We start from the raw sequence: 19,741 nt of genomic DNA on the forward strand, positions 1-19,741 counted from the left end.
ATATAAGGCCGCTGACAAGTTTCTCTGAAAACAAACTGGGAATAGCTGTGATGACAGAACAATCTCCCGCGCCTCTCTTTCCCCACCGCCATTTGCTCGGGATTAAAGGGCTTTCTCCTCTCGATATTACCACCCTGCTTGATCTGGCAGACAGTGAAGTGGCTGTATCCCGCCAGCCGGAAAAAAAGAAATCTGTTTTAAGCGGTCGCACACAGATCAATCTGTTTTTTGAAAATTCCACCCGCACGCAATCTTCCTTTGAGCTGGCAGGCAAGCGCCTTGGCGCAGATGTGATGAATATGTCTGTCAGCACATCCTCGGTCAAAAAGGGTGAAACACTGATTGATACGGCAATGACCCTCAATGCCATGCAGCCGGATATTCTGGTCATCCGCCATGCTTCAGCCGGCGCTGCGGCATTGCTGGCACAAAAAGTTGGCTGCTCGGTGGTCAATGCCGGTGACGGCGCCCATGAACATCCGACACAGGCGCTGCTTGATGCGCTGACAATCCGCCGCGCCAAAGGCAAAATAGGCGGCCTGATCGTAGCCATTTGCGGCGATGTGCTGCATTCGCGCGTGGCGCGTTCCAATATTTTGCTGCTCAATGCACTGGGCGCGCGGGTGCGGGTGATTGCCCCCTCCACCCTGCTGCCATCCGGTATTGAAGATATGGGCGCGGAAGTGTTCACCTCCATGAAAGACGGCCTGAAAGATGCTGATGTGGTGATGATGCTGCGCCTGCAGCGCGAGCGCATGAGCGGCTCTTTTGTGCCGTCCGTGCGTGAATATTTCCACTTTTACGGCCTTGATAAGGAAAAATTGAAATTTGCCGGACCGGATGCTTTGGTAATGCATCCGGGGCCAATGAACCGCGGTGTTGAAATTGCCTCGGATATTGCAGACGGCCCGCAAAGCGTGATCCAGAATCAGGTGGAAATGGGCGTTGCCGTGCGCATGGCCGTGATGGAAGCCCTGCTTGATCCGCGACGAAAACCTGAAAACTTCAACGGCCTCGGAGCGTAAACCCATGAGCACCACAGTTTACACCAATGCCCGCATCATTGATCCGTCCCGCAATCTTGATGAAAACGGCACGCTGATTGTTGCAGATGGCATTATTCTTGCTAGCGGTGCCGATGCCAATAATCAGGGCACACCTGAAGGTGCCGAGATTATTGATCTTGGCGGTCATGTACTCATGCCGGGGCTTGTTGACAGCCGTGTCTTTATCGGCGAGCCGGGCGCAGAACACCGCGAGACAATTGCATCCGCAAGTCAGGCAGCTGCCGCAGGCGGTGTAACTTCAATGATCATGATGCCGGATACCGATCCGGTGATTGACAATGTGGCACTGGTGGAATTTGTCAAGCGGACAGCGCGTGATACGGCCATTGTCAATGTGCATCCTGCCGCGGCCGTTACCCGTGGACTGCAAGGGCAGGAAATGACTGAGATGGGGCTCCTGCGGGAGGCCGGCGCCGTTGCCTTTACCGAGGGGCGCAAATCGCTTGCCAATACGCTGTTGCTGCGCCGTGCGCTGACCTATGCAAAAGATTTTGGCGCCATGATCGCCCATGAAACGATCGACCCTTATCTGGGCACGGGTGCCATGAATAGCGGGCTTTATGCCAGCTGGCTCGGTCTGTCCGGCAGCCCGCGTGAGGCAGAGGTTATTCCGCTGGAGCGGGATTTGCGGCTGGCTGCCATGACCGGCGGCAATTATCACGCCGCGCAGATCTCCTGCGATATGTCCGTACAGGCCTTGCGCCGCGCCAAAGATCAGGGCACCCGTGTCAGTGCGGCTGTTTCAATCAACCATCTTTCGCTCAATGAAAATGATATTGGCGAATATCGCACTTTCTTCCGCCTCTCGCCGCCGCTGCGCAATGAAGATGACCGGCTGGCAATGATTGAGGCCGTGCGCAACGGCACTGTGGATGTGATTGTTTCTGCTCATAACCCGCAGGATGTGGACACCAAGCGCCTGCCTTTTGCTGATGCCGAGGCCGGTGCAATCGGCCTTGAGACCCTGCTTGGTGCAGCATTGCGCCTCTATCATAATGATTATTTAAGCCTGATGCGTCTGGTTGAGGTGCTCTCCACAGCGCCTGCCCGCCTCTACGGGCTGGAAGCAGGCACATTGCAGGCCGGTGCCAAGGCTGATTTTACCGTGGTCGATCTTTATGAGCCATGGATTGTCAGGGCTGAAGAATTGCGTTCCCGTTCAAAAAACAGTGCTTTTGAGGATGCAAAATTTCAAGGTCGCGCAATCCGCACCGTGGTGGGCGGCAAGACTGTCTTTGCATTATAAATCCGGAATAATATTGTTTTGAGGCGGATTTTGTGCCTAATTTCTGATGTCTTTTATCAAGGCAGATTGTTTTAAGGGGATTCTATGCTTGAACCACTGATTATAACCGGCAGCGCGGCAGGCATTTTTGCGACACTGATTTTTGGCTATCTGCTTGGTTCTGTCCCCTTTGGCCTGCTTTTAACGCGCATGGCCGGCCTTGGCGATGTGCGCTCCATTGGCTCGGGCAATATCGGCGCCACCAATGTGCTGCGCACCGGAAATAAAAAAATTGCCGCGGCAACCCTGCTCTGCGATATGCTCAAGGGCACATTTGCCGTGCTGATTGCAGCTTATTTCGGCCGTGATTATGCTCTTGCAGCCGGAACCGGCGCCTTTCTTGGTCATTTATTTCCGGTCTGGCTTGGTTTTAAAGGCGGCAAGGGTGTTGCCACCTATCTTGGCATTTTGCTGGGGCTGGCATGGCCGGGGGCACTGGTCTTTGCCGCGGGGTGGATTATCTGCGCGCTTCTTACCCGCTATTCCTCGCTTTCCGCGCTTGTTGCCAGTATTCTGGCGCCGGTTTCTATCCTTTATCTGGGGCAGACAAAAACCGCATTGCTGTTTGCCATTCTCACTGTGATTGTTTTTATCAAACACCGCGAGAATATTGAGCGGCTGCTCAGCGGCACAGAAAGCAAGATCGGGGCAAAATAAATGAATAAGGAGGCGGGTTCACAATTACAGGGAATTCAGCTCTCCGATCAGCAAAGGCTGAACTGGCTGCGGCTAATCCGCAGCGATAATGTGGGGCCTGCCAGTTTTAGAGAACTGATAGCCTATTGCGGCAGCGCCTCTGCCGCACTGGAGCGCCTGCCGCAACTGGTACGCTCCACCGTCAAACGCCCGCTGCGTATCCATAGCCAGCAAGAAGCCGAACAGGAGATGGAGGCAATTGAGCGCGCAGGCGCGAGGCTGATCGCCGTGGGCGAGCGGGATTATCCGCGCTATCTGCGGCAAATGCCCAATCCGCCGCCGCTGGTAACGATAAAAGGCAATACTGCGCTGTTCAGCAAGCCGCCTGTAGCCATTGTCGGTGCGCGCAATGCTTCTGCCACCGCCTGCGCTTTCACCACACAATTAACACGCGATCTGGCGCAGGCGGGTTTTGCAATCGTTTCAGGCTTTGCCCGTGGTATTGATGCGGCAGCACACCGCGCAAGCATTAAAACAGGTACAATTGCGGTGCTGGCCGGCGGTCTGAACCGCCCTTACCCGCCGGAAAATGTGCCGATGCTGGATGAAATTGCCGAAAATGGCGGCATTATTATCACTGAAATGCCAATAGGCTGGGCACCGCGGGCACAGGATTTTCCCCGCCGTAACCGCATCATTGCCGGCCTGTCACTGGGCCTTGCCGTTATTGAGGCTGCGCAACGCTCCGGTTCGCTGATCAGCGCCAGACTGGCAGCAGAAATGGGCAGGCTGGTTTTTGCCGTTCCGGGATCACCGCTTGATCCACGGGCAAACGGCACCAATTCCCTGCTCAAAAACGGCGCGATCATGCTCACGCAGGCGCAAGATATAATTGATACCATAACCCCGATGCTGCCAGCCCCGCCCCCCGGGCACAGGCCTGTTACGGCGCAAACATTGTTTGATCGGGATCCGGCGCAAATTCTGGCACAACGCGCCGCCATAACCGGGGAAAACAGTGGCAGTGCAGCAACCGGTACCGGCCATGATGAAAGTCATGCTGTGCGTATCCGCGCAGCATTGAGCCACACACCGGTGAGCACAGATATGCTGATCCGGCATACCGGCCTTAGTGCTTCTGCCGTGCATCTGGCATTGCTGGAACTGGATCTGGCCGGCCAATTGCAACGCAGTGATAACGGGCTTGTTGCCTTGTCGCATAATTGCAATCCCGCCCGCTGGCCGGATTAAAGCCGGTTTAATTGCGTGATGTATGGCCGGATTGGTTGCGCAAAATATCAGAAGCCTCCACCCATGCCATTTCTATAAAATATGCCAGCATCGGGTAATTATTTTTTTGAGCAATATGACGCAATTCCAGCAATTTATCATGAACCTTCATGATTTCATGATAGGATTTTTCTTTGTCTTCCTTCATGAGCCTGCCTTCGGGTAATTAATAAAATAATGAGTTAAATAAGGTGCCAATCCACGGCAGGCTTGCATCAGGAGATCCTGCCAATAAAATACAAAATCAACCTAAGGTGCTATTGAAAATAATGTCAACCTGTCGTTGTTTTAAGGAAAAAACAGCCTCCGGCACTTGACCAATCAGTTTTGGCTGTTCATTTGAATGACAAATATCTGCCGGCTGTCTGCATATCTCCTGCAAAGCCGGCTTAATCCGGGTAAAACCGGCTGTGAATCTTGATCTGGATCCGCACTATGAATGTTGTAATCGTTGAATCGCCTGCCAAGGCCAAGACAATCAATAAATATTTAGGGGCAGATTACAAAGTTCTGGCCTCTTTTGGTCATGTGCGTGATTTGCCGGCAAAAGATGGCTCTGTGCGCCCGGATGAAGATTTTGCCATGAGCTGGGAAGTGGACAGCGCCTCTTCCAAGCGCCTGTCCGAGATTGCCAAGGCAGTTAAGGAAAGTGACGAACTGATTCTGGCAACTGACCCTGATCGCGAGGGGGAAGCCATTTCCTGGCATGTGCTGGATGTGTTGCGCGCTAAAAAAGTGCTCGGCTCCAAACCAGTCAAACGCGTGGTATTTAACGCCATCACCAAAAATGCGGTGCTGGAGGCTATGGCTAATCCGCGTGAGATTGATGTGCCATTGGTGGATGCCTATCTGGCACGCCGCGCGCTGGATTATCTGGTGGGCTTTACACTGTCACCGGTTTTGTGGCGCAAATTGCCGGGTTCCCGCTCGGCTGGCCGTGTGCAATCTGTGGCGCTGCGCCTTGTTTGCGACCGCGAGACCGAGATTGAACGTTTTATCCGCGAGGAATACTGGAATATTGCCGCCCTGCTCCAGACACCGCGCAATGATCATTTCACCGCGCGGCTGACTGCTCTGGACGGCAAAAAACTTGGCAAGCTCGATATTAAAAATGCAGAACAGGCAACGGCCATCCGCACCATGCTGGAGGGCGCGGCCTTCAATGTAATCAGTGTTGATGCCAAACCGACCAAGCGTAATCCGGGGCCGCCTTTCACCACCTCCACCTTGCAGCAGGCAGCCAGCGGCCAGCTTGGTTTTTCTGCATCGCGCACCATGCAGGTGGCGCAGCGCCTTTATGAAGGTGTTGATCTGGGCGGAGAAACCACCGGTCTTATCACCTATATGCGTACCGATGGCGTGCAAATGGCGCCTGAGGCAATTTCAGCCGCGCGCAAGGCAATCGGCCAGACTTTTGGCGATAATTATGTGCCGGAAAAACCGCGCTATTATTCCACCAAAGCTAAAAACGCTCAGGAGGCGCATGAGGCCGTACGCCCGACCGATTTCAGCCGTCACCCCAGGGATGTGCGCAAATATCTCGATGATGATCAGGCAAAGCTTTATGAACTGATCTGGAAACGCGCCATTGCCAGCCAGATGCAGCCTGCCGATATTGAGCGCACAGCGGTTGATATTGAAGCGCGCAACGGTTCGCGCTCGGCACTTTTGCGCGCCAATGGCTCGGTTATCCGCTTCAACGGTTTTCTTGCAGCCTATACAGATCACCGTGAGGATGAAGAGGAAGACGAGGACAGTGCACGCCTGCCGCAGATCAATGCCGGTGAGGCACTCAGGCAAGAAAAAATTGATGCCACACAGCACTCGACCGAGCCGCCGGCACGTTATTCAGAAGCTGCGCTGATCAAGCGCATGGAAGAACTTGGCATCGGCCGCCCCTCAACCTATGCGGCAACACTCAAAACCCTGAGCGACCGTGATTATGTGACAATTGACAAGCGCAAGCTCATACCGCAGGCCAAAGGCCGTCTGGTAACCGCTTTTCTTGAAAGCTTTTTTGAACGCTTGGTGGAATATGATTTCACAGCGGAGCTGGAAGAAAAGCTTGACCTGATCTCTGACGGCAAGCTGGCCTGGAAAGATGTGCTGCGTGAATTCTGGACAGATTTTACCGGCAATGTGGATAGCACAAAGGAACTGCGCGTTACCAATGTGCTGGATGCGCTGAATGAGCAGCTTTCCGCCCTCGTTTTTCCTGATCGTGGTGACGGAACGGATCCGCGCATCTGCCCGACCTGCGGCACCGGCAGCCTGTCGCTGAAACTTGGCAAATATGGTGCTTTTGTCGGTTGCTCCAATTATCCGGAATGCAAATTCACCCGTCAGCTGGGCGGTGAAGGTGAAAGCGAGACGCAAGCCTCCGATGAGCCGCGCGTGCTTGGGCAAGACCCTGTTACGGGTGAGGATATTACCGCCCGTACCGGCCGCTTTGGCCCTTATATTCAGCGCGGCGAAGGTAAGGAAGCCAAACGTTCCAGCCTGCCGAAAGGCTGGAGCCTGAGCGAGCTTGATCTGGAAAAAGCGCTGCAGCTGATCAACCTGCCGCGTGAAGTGGGCACTCATCCGGAAACCGGCAAAATGATTACCGCAAGCCTTGGCCGCTATGGCCCCTATGTTGCTCATGACGGTGCTTTTGCCAATGTGGATAGTATTGAGGATGTGTTTACCATCGGTATCAACCGCGCTGTGACTGTGCTGGCAGAAAAAGCTGCCAAAGGCGGGCGCAGCCGCGCCACCCCCGCTGCCCTTGCTACACTTGGCGATCACCCCGATGGCGGTGCAATCACTGTGCGTGACGGGCGCTACGGCCCTTATGTTAATTGGGGCAAAATCAATGCCACATTGCCAAAGGGCAAGGATCCGGCAACAGTAACAATGGAAGAGGCTCTTGAGCTGATCAGCGCCAAAGCCTCTTCCAAGAAAACCAGCAAAAAGGCAGCACCTAAAAAAGCGGCAGCCAAAACAACAACAGAAAAGAAAACTGCCAAAAGCAAAACATCTGCCAAAAGCAAAAAGGCAGAAAGCGAAGAATAAACTAGCTGCAGGCTTCAGGGATTTAAAGGGCGCTATAGCAATATAGCGCCTTTTTTATAGCTGTTTTTGCTTATTGCATGTGCGAACGCAATGGGCTGGGCATATTTCAGCCTGCTGCTTTTTGCACTTATATAAAGTTCACAGTTTCGGGATAGGCTGCAATTTGCACAGCAAATGTTTCCCTTTAACAGCGAAATGCTTTAAAGAGTTTTCAGGACTTATTGAAAATAAATATCAAGGATCACCGGATTGGCTCGCAGAATAAACCCTTCCGCCGCCCTCATGAGCGGCATGGAAAAATTGAAAAACCGGAAGGGTGAGAAAAACAACAAAGCACTTTCCGGCAAATCCAAGGTAAAGCCGCTGCCACAGAGCTATCTTCCGACCAAGGAGGATATTCTCACATTTATTACTGAAAACCCTGATCGTGCTGCCAAACGTGATATTGCCAAGGCATTCAACCTCAAAGGTGATGCCCGCATTTATCTGAAAGATATTCTGCGTGAGCTGGCTGATGATGGTTTGGTGGAAAAGCGCGCCAAAAGATTGGCGCGTCCGGACAGCCTGCCGCCGATTGCAGCGCTTACCATTACCGGCCGTGATAGCGATGGCGGCCTGATTGCCCGCCCGATAGAATGGAACGGCGCCACCCCTGCCCCGCTGATCCTGCTACGCCGCACCCATAAGGATAAAGGCCCGGCAGTTGGCGTGGGAGATCAGATCATGGCAAAGATTTTTGCCGGTGCTGATAAAACTGCCGCGCCCTATACCGGCCGCGTGATCAAAAAGCTGGAAAAGCACAATAATGCGGTTCTTGGCGTGGTGCGCCAGCTGCAAAGCGGTGAATACCGGCTGGAGCCGGTCAATCGCAAACAGGATGAGATTTGTATTGATGCCGCTCATCTCAACGGCGCGGAACCCGGTGATCTGGTGGAGGTTATTCCGCATCAAAAAAGCCGTTTTGGTTTGGCGCGCGGCAAAGTTGAGCAGGTTATCGGCTCCATCGGCAGTGAAAAAGCCCTGTCAATGATAGCCATTCATGAATATGAAATTCCGCATATTTTTCCGGAAAAAGCTATTGAACAGGCAGAAAATGCCAAACCTGCCACAATGCGCCACCGTGAGGACTGGCGCGCATTGCCGCTGGTTACCATCGACCCGCAAGATGCCAAAGATTATGATGATGCGGTTTTTGCCGAAGCTGATACCGATCCTGACAATCCCGGCGGCTATATCATTATTGTCGCCATTGCCGATGTGAGCTTTTATGTTTCCCACGGCTCTGCCCTTGATCATGAAGCGCAGAAACGGGGCAATTCGGTTTATTTTCCCGATCGTGTGGTGCCGATGCTGCCAGAGCGCATATCCAATGATCTTTGCTCGCTTCGGGAAGGTGTGGATCGGCCTGCCATGGCGGTGCGCATTGTTATCGGCGCAGACGGGCGCAAACGTTCACACAGTTTTCACCGTATTATGATGCGCTCGGTTGCCCGCCTTGCCTATGCGCAGGCGCAGGCTGCCATTGACGGCGCTTTGGACGCGAAAACCTCCCCCATTATTGACAGCAGCCTCAAACCGCTCTGGCAGGCTTACGCGGCGCTGAGAAAAGCACGCGATAAACGCGCCCCGCTCGACCTTGATCTGCCGGAGAAAAAACTGATCCTTGATGATCAGGGGCAGGTTCTCAAAGTGATTGTGCCGGAACGGCTGGATGCGCATAAACTCATTGAAGAATTTATGATCCAGGCCAATGTTGCCGCTGCAGAAACACTGGAAGCCAGAAACCAGCCGCTGATTTACCGCATCCATGATCTGCCGTCCTTAACAAAACAGGAAGCTTTGCGCGATTTTCTCAAAACACTGGAGATCAGCCTTGCCCGCGGTGCCCAGCTGCGCCCGAGCCAGTTCAATGCCATTCTCTCGCGGGTAAAGGGCACAGATCATGAGGAGCTGGTCAATCAGGTTGTGTTGCGCTCACAAAGTCAGGCAGAATACAGCACCGAGAATATCGGCCATTTCGGGCTCAATTTGCGCAATTATGCACATTTCACCTCGCCAATCCGCCGTTATGCCGATCTTATCGTACATCGCGCATTAATCCGCGCGCTCAATTTGGGGCCGGACGGGCTGAGCAATGATGAGATCGCCCAATTGCCGGCAATCGCCCTGAACATCTCCCAGACCGAGCGCCGCGCCATGCTGGCCGAGCGTGAAACCATTGACCGCCTGATTGCTCATTATCTGGCCGAACAGGTGGGCAATGAATTTCACGGGCGGATTCAGGGTGTCACCAAAGCCGGCCTGTTTGTTACCCTTGCGACATATGGCGCCGATGGCTTTATTCCCATTTCAACTCTGGGGCGGGAATATTATCACTATGATGAGGCCGCCCATTCGGTTTCCGGTGAACGTTCAGGCAAAGGCTATCGCCTTGGTGACAGTGTGGAGGTAAGGCTGGTTGAGGCACAGCCTGTAGCCGGAGCGTTGCGTTTTGAAATGCTGACTGAACCGCGTTTGCTGCCTGCTTCCTTGCAATCGCATCACAAAACCGCCAAATTCAGCCGCAGGGTCGGAAAACCCCGCATTGGCGGCGCAAGGAGAAGATAACAGCAAGCCTTTTTGTTTCACAAAAGCGCATCACAATAAGCGCACAGGAGACGATCATGAGCACAGAACAGGGTTTTATCGGAACTGACAGCCAGGTTTTTGGCGGAGAAAGCTCCAAACCATTACGCGCTGCCCGCCCGCTCGGACAAGCCATGAAGCGCGGTTTTATGTGCCGCTGCCCGCATTGCGGTGAAGGCAAATTGTTCCGCACTTTTCTGCGTCCTGTGCCAAATTGCTCTGTGTGCCATGAAGATTATACGCCGCAGCGCGCCGATGACCTGCCCGCTTATCTCACTGTTCTTATTGTCGGCCATGTGGTTGTCGCACTGTTTATGATGGTGGAAAATATGGGCGGTTTATCGCTTCTGGGGCATCTGGCTATCTGGACACCCGTTACAATCCTGCTATCGCTCATTTTGCTGCAACCGATCAAGGGGGCAACAATCGGGCTGCAATGGGCACTCTATATGCATGGCTTTGACAAGGAAAACTCTGACGATTTTACCTGATTTGCCACGATTTTTACCTGATTTGCCAATGTCGTGCACCGGTGCGGAGGATGCCTTGCATCAGGAATGTAAACCACATAACCGACATATGGGCGCAGAGACCCCGCGGCCACCGCTTATTCGCCCGCGCGATGCAGCCTCCCTCATCATCATCGACCGCAGCCGCCGCGAACCGCGCATCCTCATGGGCAGGCGGGCGCGCGCGATGGATTTTTTGCCGGATAAATTTGTGTTTCCCGGCGGCGGCACCGATCCGCAAGACGGCAGAATAAACGCGGCCAATCATCTGCGCCAGCAGGATAAGGCCAAACTTATTGCCGGCATGGGCAGCCGCGCCAGTGCAAGGCGCGCACGCGCTCTGGCAATGACAGCCATACGGGAGACCTATGAGGAAACCGGGCTTTTGCTTGGCACACCGCATGAAAATGCGCAAAATCACCCATGGCGCGGTTTTGCCCGCAGCAAGCGCCTGCCGGATTTATCGCGTTTGCGCTATGTGGCGCGCGCCATCACACCGCCCGGCCATAACCGCCGCTATGATACGCGTTTTTTTGCCAGTTTTTTGGACGAGATCAGCCCATGCAAGGATGATTCCGGCAAAAATATTGCAGACATAATACGGGGAGAATCATCTGCCTATAGCGAACCGGAATTGTCTGACCTGCGCTTTGTGAGCTTTTCAGAAGCTTCAGAGCTAAATCTTGCCGGTATAACCCGTATTATTCTGAAGGATATTGAAAAACTTCTGCTCGAAGATATGAGTTTATCCTCTATATATCCGGTTCCCTTTTATCATATGCGGCATGGCCGTCATGTCCGTGAGGTCATTTAAAACTCTATGCAGCCAGATCTTTCCACCAACACCGCTCCTGAAAACCCCATGCAATCGCGGGCTGCAGGGCGCTCCCTTGCCGCAGCCATTGCCACAATCAGTGCGGTGGGGGCAGCAATCGGCCTTGGCATACCGCTGCTGAGCGTGCTTTTGGAAAGCCGCGGCTATTCTGCCAGTATCATCGGCGCTAATACGGCGGTGGCCGGCCTTGCCTCGCTGTTTGGTGCAGCTCTTTCAGCACGGATCGGTTCTTATCTCGGCGTTGCCCGCTCCATGCTGCTTATGCTGCTGATCAGCTGTTTGTCCTTTCTGGGTTTTTATCTGTTTCCGCAGATCTGGGCATGGTTTGCCCTGCGTGTCAGCCTGCATTTTGCGCTGACCGTGCTGTTTGTGCTGTCAGAATACTGGGTCAACACCTCTGCGCCACCGGCCAGACGCGGGTTTGTTCTTGGTATTTATGCTACCTGTCTCTCATTGGGCTTTGCTGTGGGGCCGTGGTTGTTCTCACGCATTGGCAGCGCCGGATTTATGCCTTTTGCCATGGGCTGTGCCATAATTTTGCTGGCCTTTATTCCTGTGGCTCTTGCCAGCAAGGACAGCCCTGAATTTGAGGAAGGCGAGCATGTGCCTTTCCTGCCATATATTTTTGTGGTGCCTGCCGCGACAATGGCGGTTTTTGTTTATGGCGCGGTAGAAACCGGCGGCTTTGCTTTATTTCCGGTTTTTGGCACCCGCGCCGGCCTTAATGAGGGGGATGCCGCATTGCTGCTCACTATGGTGGGGCTTGGCAATGTGCTGCTGCAAATTCCTCTGGGGCTGATTTCCGACCGCATCGGTGACCGGCGCATCCTGCTTCTGGTCTGCGCGCTTATCGGCTTTGCCGGCATGGTTGCCCTGCCCTATGTGATAACCCGATGGTATTTGATGGCCTCGCTGCTTCTGATCTGGGGTGGTGTTGTGGCTGGTCTTTATACGGTTGGCCTTGCGCATCTTGGTTCACAATTACAAGGGCGTGAGCTTGCTTCGGCCAATGCGGCATTTATTTTCTGCTACGGTATCGGCATGCTGGCCGGTCCGCAGGCTGCCGGCATCGGCATGGATCTGCTCGGCGCATCGGGTTTTCCGGTTACATTATCGCTATTTTTTGCAGCTTTTATCATAATTGTGCTGATCAGGCTGGTTGTTCGTAAAGAGCGGGCTTGACTTTTTGGTGAGTATCCGTAGTGTCGCGCCAAATTCCCGCACCCGGATGAAATCGCCGGCGAGCTGGCGGTTTTATTATTTCAAAAAGCAGGTATAACGTTATGGCTAAGGCTACAACAATCAAAATCAAGCTGTTGTCGACCGCAGACACCGGTTTCTTCTACGTAACCAAGAAGAACAGCCGTACAATGACTGAGAAAATGACAAAGCGTAAATACGATCCTATCGCTAAAGCGCATGTTGAATTCAAAGAAACCAAAATTAAATAATTCTGGTTTTATTGGCTTTTAAAAAACGTCGTCCGGAACGGCGTTTTTTATTGCCCTTTGCATGTTTATCCGCTGCAGGCAGATAAATAAAAATGTGCCCTGTCTGCCAGAGCGCATTTAATATCCGGTCAAATAGCTTATAAATCACCGAGATAGGATTTAATCGTCTCGATAAAACGCGGCACCGAGATGGGCTTGGAAATATAGGCCTCGCAACCACCCTGACGGATGCGCTCCTCATCGCCTTTCATCGCAAAAGCTGTCACCGCAATCACCGGAATGGCTTTCAGCTCATCATCTTCCTTCAGCCATTTGGTCACTTCAAGGCCGGAGACTTCCGGCAGTTGAATATCCATCAGAATCAGATCCGGATGGTGAATGCGCGCCAGATCCATAGCTTCCAGACCATTGCGCGTACGGATGGTTTCATAACCGCTGGCTTCAATCAGATCGCGGAACAGCTTCATATTTAGCTCATTGTCTTCAACGATCATTACTTTTTTGGTCATGAAAAATTACCTTGTAATTCAAACCCCGGTTTGAACAAATCCGCTCTTTTCAACTGCAGCATTTCGCAGTTTTTTGTTTACGTCAATCACCGGCATCCATTATCAAACGGCCATACAGGCTGTCTGTACGAACTGCAAGAAGCCAGCTTGCACAGCCTTTATCCAGCATAACATTGAACTGCGGATAAATTGGTTTTAAACAGCTGCTGTAAAGCAAAAAATGTGATTAAAGTTGCCAAATTGTAAAAGCGGCTCCGGATATGCAAAGTTCCCAAACAATCCTCAATCAAAATGATGCTGAAAATCTGGCAATTGAGGCGCTGGTATTTCTGGCACAGCAACCCGATTTGCTGAGCCGTTTTTTATCACTCACAGGTATTGAGGCCTCCTCCATCCGTGAAGCTGCGCAGGAGCCGGCTTTTCTTACCGGTGTGCTGCAATTCTATCTGGCACATGAGCCAACGCTGATGCAATTCAGCAAAGCCAGCGGGCACAAACCGGAAAGCCTTGGCAAGGCACTGCACTTCTTGCCCGGCGGCAACAATTTTTACGAACAATCCACATAATCACAGCCGGCAGAAGAGAGAAGATAAAAACTGCTGGCGCTTGCAACCATCTGATTGTATTGTGCAAATGTTCCGCTTATGTTCATCGCCAATACAGAGCTAAAGATGATGCAGGGTGTATCGGGTTATTTTGCTGAAGCAGATCCGCTGGCAGGTTTTTGCCGCGATTGCCTGACAGTGCAAAAAAAACGCAGCACGCAACCGCGCCCACGCTGCAGCCATTGTGGCAGCCCGCGCGTGATCCGCCATGAAGAGCTTTATGATTTAAGCTTTGCTCACATTGATTGTGATGCCTTCTATGCCTCCATTGAAAAGCGGGACAATCCGCAATTGCGTGACAAGCCGGTTATTGTGGGTGGCGGCAAGCGCGGTGTTGTTTCTACCTGTTGTTATATTGCCCGTATTTACGGCGTGCGCTCTGCCATGCCTGCCTTCAAGGCAATTGAGCTGTGCCCGCAAGCTGTTTTTATCAAGCCGGATATGGAAAAATACCGCATTGTCGGGCAGCAGATTCGCAAGATGATGGGCGATCTCACACCTTTGGTTGAGCCGCTTTCCATTGATGAGGCTTTTCTTGATCTGCGTGGCACGGCGCGTCTGCATGGCGCCCCTCCTGCCCTTGTGCTGGCAGATTTTGCCCGCCGCGTGGAGCAAGAGATTGGCATTACTGTTTCTGTCGGCCTGTCTTATTGCAAATTTCTTGCAAAGCTTGCATCCGACATGGAAAAGCCGCGCGGATTTTCAGTGATTGGTGAAAGAGAAGCGGTGAGCTTTCTTGAAGATAAGCCGGTTGCCATGATCTGGGGCGTGGGTAAGGCGCTGAATGCCCGCCTCAATGCCGATGGCCTGCACACAATAGGCCAGTTACAAAAAATGGAAGAAGCCGCGCTGATGAAGGCCTATGGCGTTATGGGGCAGCGCCTGTTCCGGCTGGCGCGCGGGCAGGATACGCGCACAGTGCAGCCGGAAAGCGAGATGAAGAGCATCTCCAATGAAACCACATTTGATATTGATATTGCCAAAGCAGAAGAACTGGTGCCCGTCTTGCGTGCCTTATCAGAAAAAGTGGCAGCGCGGCTTAAACAACGCGGCATAGCCGGCCACACTGTGGTGCTCAAGCTCAAGACCCATGATTTTCAAAGCCGTACGCGCAATCATCGCCTTGGTGATCCGACACAGCTTGCTGATCGGATTTTTCGCACCGGATTATATATGCTGCAAAAAGAAATAAACGGCACCAAATACCGGCTGCTTGGCATTGGCGTGAGCGATCTGACCGATGCGGTAAAAGCCGACCCGCCTGATCTGGTGGATGAACTGGCCGCAAAACGTGCCGCGGCTGAAAATGCCATGGATAAGCTGCGCTCAAAATTCGGCTCCGGAACTGTTGAAACCGGCTATACATTCGGCAAGGGCAACCTCGCCCGCCCGCAGACACCATCAGATAAATAATTGTTTTTACTTTTACAGCGTCAGACAGAAATAAGTTTACTGTCATCATTTATTCATAAAATCGACATTCCGATGTAACAGACAAAGGTGAAACCTCGCTCAGATTTCACGCATTATCTGGGGATATTTATGACGCGTCGTCTTTTGAGCAAACCGCTGCAACGCTCACTCATCACGGCTTTTGCTTCTGTGCTGGCCTGTTCGGCTGCAATTTCAGCCTCTGCTGAACCGGTTTACAACCGGATTGCCAGCTTTGCTGTCAGCAAAAACCTGCCTGAGGGCGCTGATGCCTTGTCGGAAACCTCTTCTGAAATCATTACCGTTTCTGAAGATGGCAATATGCTGATTTATTCCGACAGCCCTTTTGGCGGCCTTGGCTTTGTGGATATTACCAATCCATCCGCCCCGCAGGCCGGCGGTTATCTCAAAGTTGAAGGCGAACCGACATCCGTTGCCGTTGCCGGCAAATATGTGCTGGCCGGCGTCAACACATCAGAAAGCTATACCAAGCCTTCAGGCCGTCTTGATGTGGTTGATATTGCCGCGCGCAAGGTTGAAATGAGCTGTGATCTTGGTGGCCAGCCGGATTCTGTTGCTGTTTCACCGGATAAGAAATTTCTCGCTATAGCCATTGAAAATGAACGCGATGAAGAGCTCAATGATGGCGAACTGCCGCAAATGCCAGCCGGAAATCTGGTTATTCTTGATTTGAAAGACGGTAAACCGGATTGCAAAACCATGAAAGTGGTTGATGTGACCGGCCTTGCGGAAATTGCTCCTGAAGATCCGGAACCGGAATTTGTAAGCATTAACAGTAAGAATGAAATTGCCCTTACCTTGCAGGAAAATAACCATATTGTCATTGTTGATGCGGCAAGCGGCAAGATCAGCGGGCATTTTTCTGCCGGTACGGTTGATCTCGACAAGATTGACACTAAAAAAGACGGCAGGATCAGCTTTGACGGTGCCATGAAAAATGTTGCGCGTGAGCCTGATACGATTAAATGGATTGGCGATGATCGCCTGCTCACCGCCAATGAGGGCGACTATAAAGGCGGCTCACGTGGTTTCAGCATTTTCGACAAAACCGGCAGGGTTCTTTATGAATCCGGCAATAGTCTGGAATATAAAATTGCAGCCCACGGCCATTATCCTGAAAAACGTAACAAAAAGGGCGTAGAGCTGGAAGGCGCGGAAACAGCGCGTTTTGGGCAAACAGATTATTTGTTCATTGCCAGTGAGCGCGGCTCAATGGTCGGCGTTTATAAAGATACCGGCAAGGAGCCGGAATTTGTGCAATTGCTGCCATCGGGCATTGCGCCTGAAGGTGTCTTGGCTATCCCGTCCCGCAATTTGCTGATCACTGCCAATGAAAAAGATTTTGGCAAGGAAGGTGGCGCACGCTCCCATGTGATGATTTATGAATTGCAGGATAAGCCGGCCGCCTATCCGCAACTGGTTTCAGCCATGAATGAAGATGGCACGCCAATCGGCTGGGGCGCATTATCCGGCCTTGTGGCTGATGATAATAAAGACGACATTTTTTATGCGGTGTCGGACTCATTCTATTATGCAGCGCCAACCATTTACACAATTGATGCTTCGCAAAAACCGGCAAAAATCACCTCTGCCTTATTGGTAAAGCGCGGTGCGGATGCAGCCCAAAAACTTGATCTGGAAGGGATTGCCACCGATGGCAAAGGCGGTTTCTGGCTGGCCAATGAGGGCAACCAGAAAAAACTGGTGCCGCATGCCATTCTCCATGTGAATGAAAAAGGCGAGATCAAGAAAGAAATCGCCCTGCCGGAAGAGCTGCTTAAAGGCCAGATCCGTTTCGGAGCTGAAGGCATTACCCGCACCGGTGAAGGGGATGATGAGGCGCTGTGGATTGCCATGCAGCGTGAATGGGCAGATGATGAAAAGGGGCAGGTTAAACTGCTGCACTACAATATTAAAAATGATGAATGGACTGCCATTGCCTATCCGCTTGATAAAGCAGAAAAAGGCTGGGTCGGCCTTTCAGAGATTACCGCCCATAATGGCGCGCTTTATATTATCGAGCGTGATAATCAGATTGGCGAAAATGCTGCGATCAAGCGCCTTTATAAAGTGGCACTTGAGGGGCTGAAACCGGTTAAAATCGGCGAAAAGCTGCCGCTTGTTGAAAAAACACTGGCGCATGATTTTATTCCGGATCTCAAAAAGCTTAATGGCATTGTGCCCGATAAGATTGAAGGCTTTGCCATTGATAAAAACGGCATTGGCTATGCTGTGACCGATAATGACGGCATGGATGATTCCACCGGTGAAACCCAGTTCTTCAGCATCGGCAAGATCAAGTGAACTGAAATCTTAAACCGCCCTCCCAAGGCGCAGACAAGGCCGCGTTTGATACGCGGCCTTGCTGTTTTAGTGCAGTTTGCGCATTGTTGCCTGATCTGAACCGCGCTAGATATGCAGCCCAAACCCTTGTAAAAGCCGGCGGATCGCGTAATCCGGTTTGGCAGAGGTAAAGACAGCCAGATCAGCATGATAATGCAAGGTCTTGTCTTTATTTTCAGGTAACAATGAGAGCATCCGCCGCGCTATGGCCTCTGCCGGATCAAGCCAGTCTACCGGCCAGGGTGCCAAACGGCGAAATACATTAACAAGAAACGGATAATGTGTGCAGGCCAGCACCACAATATCCGTGCGCCTGCCATCCTGCTCAATAAAGCAGGGCATAATCTGCTCCAGCACCTGCTCTTCATCAATTTTTTCGCCGCGAATATGCGCTTCAGCCAATGTTGCAAGCCGCTCTGCGCCAACAAGGCGCACATGGCATTGCGTGGCAAAAGACTGGATAAGATCACGTGTATAGGCACGCTTAACCGTGCCCGGCGTTGCCAGCACCGAAACAAGGCCGGAGCGCGTGCGCTCTGCCGCCGGCTTGATGGCCGGAACCGTGCCGACAAAAGGCGTATCGGGGAAAGCCTGCCGCAAATCATCCAGAACAAGCGTGGATGCTGTGTTGCAGGCAATGACACAAAGCTGCGGATGAAAACGCCCGATCAATCCGGCAAACAGACCAATAATGTGCTCCCGCAAGGCGGCCTCTTCCCATGAACCATAGGGAAAGCCCGCATCATCCGCCACATATATAAAATGCCGGTCAGGCATCAGCACCCGCGCCTCGCGCAGCACTGTCAGCCCGCCAATACCGCTATCAAACACAATGACCGGTGCGTCAAGTTGGCTGAAAAGACGACTATCCGTATAATGTTCAATCGTGTGCATGGTGCCAGCTTTCAGTTTTGCCGTGGCTTATCACCGGTATTTTTGGTCTGTATAGTGTTATCAAGCAGCCCTTCAGGCGCAGCACTGCCTGATTTTCTGGCGCACCCTTCAGGCGCAGCATTACCTGATTTTCTGGCGCGCCCTTCAGGCGCATCATTACCTGATTTTCTGGCGCGCCCTTCAGGCGCGCCGGAACCCCGCGGGCTTTTCGGCGAAAAATAATCCAGTGAAGTCAACACTCCGCGCAACAGCCGGATTTCAGATTCTGCAAAAGCAGGACGTGTCAGCACCCCACGCAGATTATTCACCATAATTTCCTTGCGCTCTTCAGGGCGAAAATAGCCCCTCGCCTCCAAAGCATCCTCCAAATGTTTAAAGAAACCGTGTAAATATTCCTTTGTTGCCGGCTTCAGCTCGGGAGCGCGAAATACGGTATCCGTCTCTTGTTCAAGGCCGGATTTCATCCACTCATAAGACATCAGCAACACGGCTTGCGCAATATTGAGCGAGGCAAAAGCCGGATTAACCGGAAATGTCACCAACTCATCGGCCAGGCTCACTTCGTCATTTTTCAGCCCCACGCGCTCACGGCCAAACATGATGCCGATCTTTTCACCATCACGAAATTTTTGACGCAGGATTTTACCGGCTTCCACCGGCCCCCGCACAGCCTTGAAGCCATCTCGCTCCCGTGCTGTTGTGGCATAAACAAAATTAAGATCAGCCAGTGCTGACGGTAAATCATCATAAAGCACCGCACCATCAATAATATGATCAGCCTTGCTGGCGGCAGAGCGTGCTTTGTCATTAGGAAATTCTTCCCGCGGATTAACAAGGCGCAATTCGCTTAAGCCGAAATTGGCCATAGCGCGCGCCACCATGCCGATATTTTCCGGCAATTGCGGTTCTACAAGAATGATTGCTGGGCCTTCTGAAATCATCAGGCGCTGTTTGTCTGTACCGGCCATATTTTTCTCAAAAAATTTTTTGCGCGCAACATCTCACCGGCGCTGCACGCTTGCTGCGTGTTTCCTTACAGATTGGCGGATGCAAATTCAAATCCGCAATTGGCACAAAAGCGCGGTTTTAAAAAATCCACAGCCCCTTTGATAAAAAATCGCGTGACAGAGCTCTTACAGAAAAACAGAAATTGTTATCCGGCATCTGAAAAAATCATATTTATTTG

At 52.2% G+C, this 19,741-nt stretch carries 17 protein-coding genes; 13 read left to right on the forward strand and 4 right to left on the reverse strand.

The window, feature by feature from the left end:
- Positions 1-50 precede the first annotated feature (50 nt).
- From ACSTTO_RS06450 to dprA, 4 genes are all read left to right on the forward strand, one after another.
- The gene (locus ACSTTO_RS06450) at positions 51-1,025 is read left to right on the forward strand and encodes an aspartate carbamoyltransferase catalytic subunit (protein WP_439272336.1); all 975 of its coding nucleotides are present in this window, start codon (positions 51-53) and stop codon (positions 1,023-1,025) included.
- A 4-nt stretch (positions 1,026-1,029) separates the two neighbouring features.
- Positions 1,030-2,313: a dihydroorotase gene (locus tag ACSTTO_RS06455; RefSeq protein WP_439272338.1), complete on the forward strand. Its 1,284-nt coding sequence runs from the start codon at positions 1,030-1,032 to the stop codon at positions 2,311-2,313.
- Between the two features lie 84 nt (positions 2,314-2,397).
- Positions 2,398-3,009: a glycerol-3-phosphate 1-O-acyltransferase PlsY gene (gene plsY, locus ACSTTO_RS06460; RefSeq protein ID WP_439272340.1), complete on the forward strand. Its 612-nt coding sequence runs from the start codon at positions 2,398-2,400 to the stop codon at positions 3,007-3,009.
- The gene (gene dprA, locus ACSTTO_RS06465) at positions 3,010-4,239 is read left to right on the forward strand and encodes a DNA-processing protein DprA (protein WP_439272341.1); all 1,230 of its coding nucleotides are present in this window, start codon (positions 3,010-3,012) and stop codon (positions 4,237-4,239) included.
- A gap of 7 nt (positions 4,240-4,246) precedes the next feature.
- Here the strand turns inward: dprA and ACSTTO_RS06470 are convergent, their stop codons facing one another.
- The gene (locus tag ACSTTO_RS06470; RefSeq protein ID WP_439272342.1) at positions 4,247-4,426 is read right to left on the reverse strand and encodes a hypothetical protein; all 180 of its coding nucleotides are present in this window, start codon (positions 4,424-4,426) and stop codon (positions 4,247-4,249) included.
- Positions 4,427-4,713: 287 nt separating this feature from the next.
- On the opposite strand from ACSTTO_RS06470, the gene topA reads away from it, so the two are divergent.
- The 6 genes from topA (at position 4,714) to rpmG (ending at position 12,752) form a co-directional block, all read left to right on the forward strand.
- The gene (gene topA / locus ACSTTO_RS06475) at positions 4,714-7,332 is read left to right on the forward strand and encodes a type I DNA topoisomerase (protein WP_439272343.1); all 2,619 of its coding nucleotides are present in this window, start codon (positions 4,714-4,716) and stop codon (positions 7,330-7,332) included.
- A 291-nt stretch (positions 7,333-7,623) separates the two neighbouring features.
- Positions 7,624-9,939, forward strand: coding sequence for a ribonuclease R (gene rnr / locus ACSTTO_RS06480; protein ID WP_439272493.1), 2,316 nt, complete (start codon positions 7,624-7,626; stop codon positions 9,937-9,939).
- A gap of 56 nt (positions 9,940-9,995) precedes the next feature.
- Positions 9,996-10,448 (forward strand): DUF983 domain-containing protein, encoded by a 453-nt coding sequence (locus ACSTTO_RS06485; RefSeq protein ID WP_439272344.1) that lies wholly within the window; start codon positions 9,996-9,998, stop codon positions 10,446-10,448.
- A gap of 28 nt (positions 10,449-10,476) precedes the next feature.
- Positions 10,477-11,280 carry an NUDIX hydrolase gene (locus ACSTTO_RS06490; protein ID WP_439272345.1) on the forward strand — a complete coding sequence of 268 codons (804 nt, stop codon included), beginning with the start codon at positions 10,477-10,479 and terminating at the stop codon, positions 11,278-11,280.
- 48 nt (positions 11,281-11,328) lie between these two features.
- A complete protein-coding gene (locus ACSTTO_RS06495) occupies positions 11,329-12,483 on the forward strand; it encodes an MFS transporter (RefSeq protein WP_439272494.1) in 1,155 nt (384 codons plus the stop codon).
- Between the two features lie 101 nt (positions 12,484-12,584).
- Complete coding sequence (gene rpmG, locus ACSTTO_RS06500) at positions 12,585-12,752, forward strand: 50S ribosomal protein L33 (RefSeq protein ID WP_439272346.1); 168 nt, start codon at positions 12,585-12,587, stop codon at positions 12,750-12,752.
- A 137-nt stretch (positions 12,753-12,889) separates the two neighbouring features.
- Here rpmG and ACSTTO_RS06505 read toward each other — a convergent pair whose 3' ends face one another.
- Positions 12,890-13,261: a response regulator gene (locus ACSTTO_RS06505; protein WP_113943017.1), complete on the reverse strand. Its 372-nt coding sequence runs from the start codon at positions 13,259-13,261 to the stop codon at positions 12,890-12,892.
- 260 nt (positions 13,262-13,521) lie between these two features.
- On the opposite strand from ACSTTO_RS06505, the gene ACSTTO_RS06510 reads away from it, so the two are divergent.
- From ACSTTO_RS06510 to ACSTTO_RS06520, 3 genes are all read left to right on the forward strand, one after another.
- Entirely contained in the window at positions 13,522-13,827 is a 306-nt protein-coding gene (locus ACSTTO_RS06510) for a DUF3572 domain-containing protein (protein WP_439272347.1), read from the forward strand.
- 108 nt (positions 13,828-13,935) lie between these two features.
- Positions 13,936-15,279 (forward strand): DNA polymerase IV, encoded by a 1,344-nt coding sequence (locus ACSTTO_RS06515; protein ID WP_439272495.1) that lies wholly within the window; start codon positions 13,936-13,938, stop codon positions 15,277-15,279.
- Between the two features lie 129 nt (positions 15,280-15,408).
- Complete coding sequence (locus ACSTTO_RS06520; protein WP_439272348.1) at positions 15,409-17,622, forward strand: esterase-like activity of phytase family protein; 2,214 nt, start codon at positions 15,409-15,411, stop codon at positions 17,620-17,622.
- A gap of 105 nt (positions 17,623-17,727) precedes the next feature.
- Here the strand turns inward: ACSTTO_RS06520 and murI are convergent, their stop codons facing one another.
- Both murI and ACSTTO_RS06530 read right to left on the reverse strand, forming a co-directional pair.
- Positions 17,728-18,555, reverse strand: a complete 828-nt coding sequence (murI, locus tag ACSTTO_RS06525) for a glutamate racemase (protein WP_439272349.1) — start codon at positions 18,553-18,555, stop codon at positions 17,728-17,730.
- Positions 18,556-18,566: 11 nt separating this feature from the next.
- Positions 18,567-19,523: an RNA methyltransferase gene (locus ACSTTO_RS06530; RefSeq protein ID WP_439272350.1), complete on the reverse strand. Its 957-nt coding sequence runs from the start codon at positions 19,521-19,523 to the stop codon at positions 18,567-18,569.
- Positions 19,524-19,741 lie beyond the last annotated feature (218 nt).

Origin of the sequence: Pseudochrobactrum albidum (genome assembly GCF_051851455.1) — a bacterium.
GTDB lineage: Bacteria > Pseudomonadota > Alphaproteobacteria > Rhizobiales > Rhizobiaceae > Pseudochrobactrum.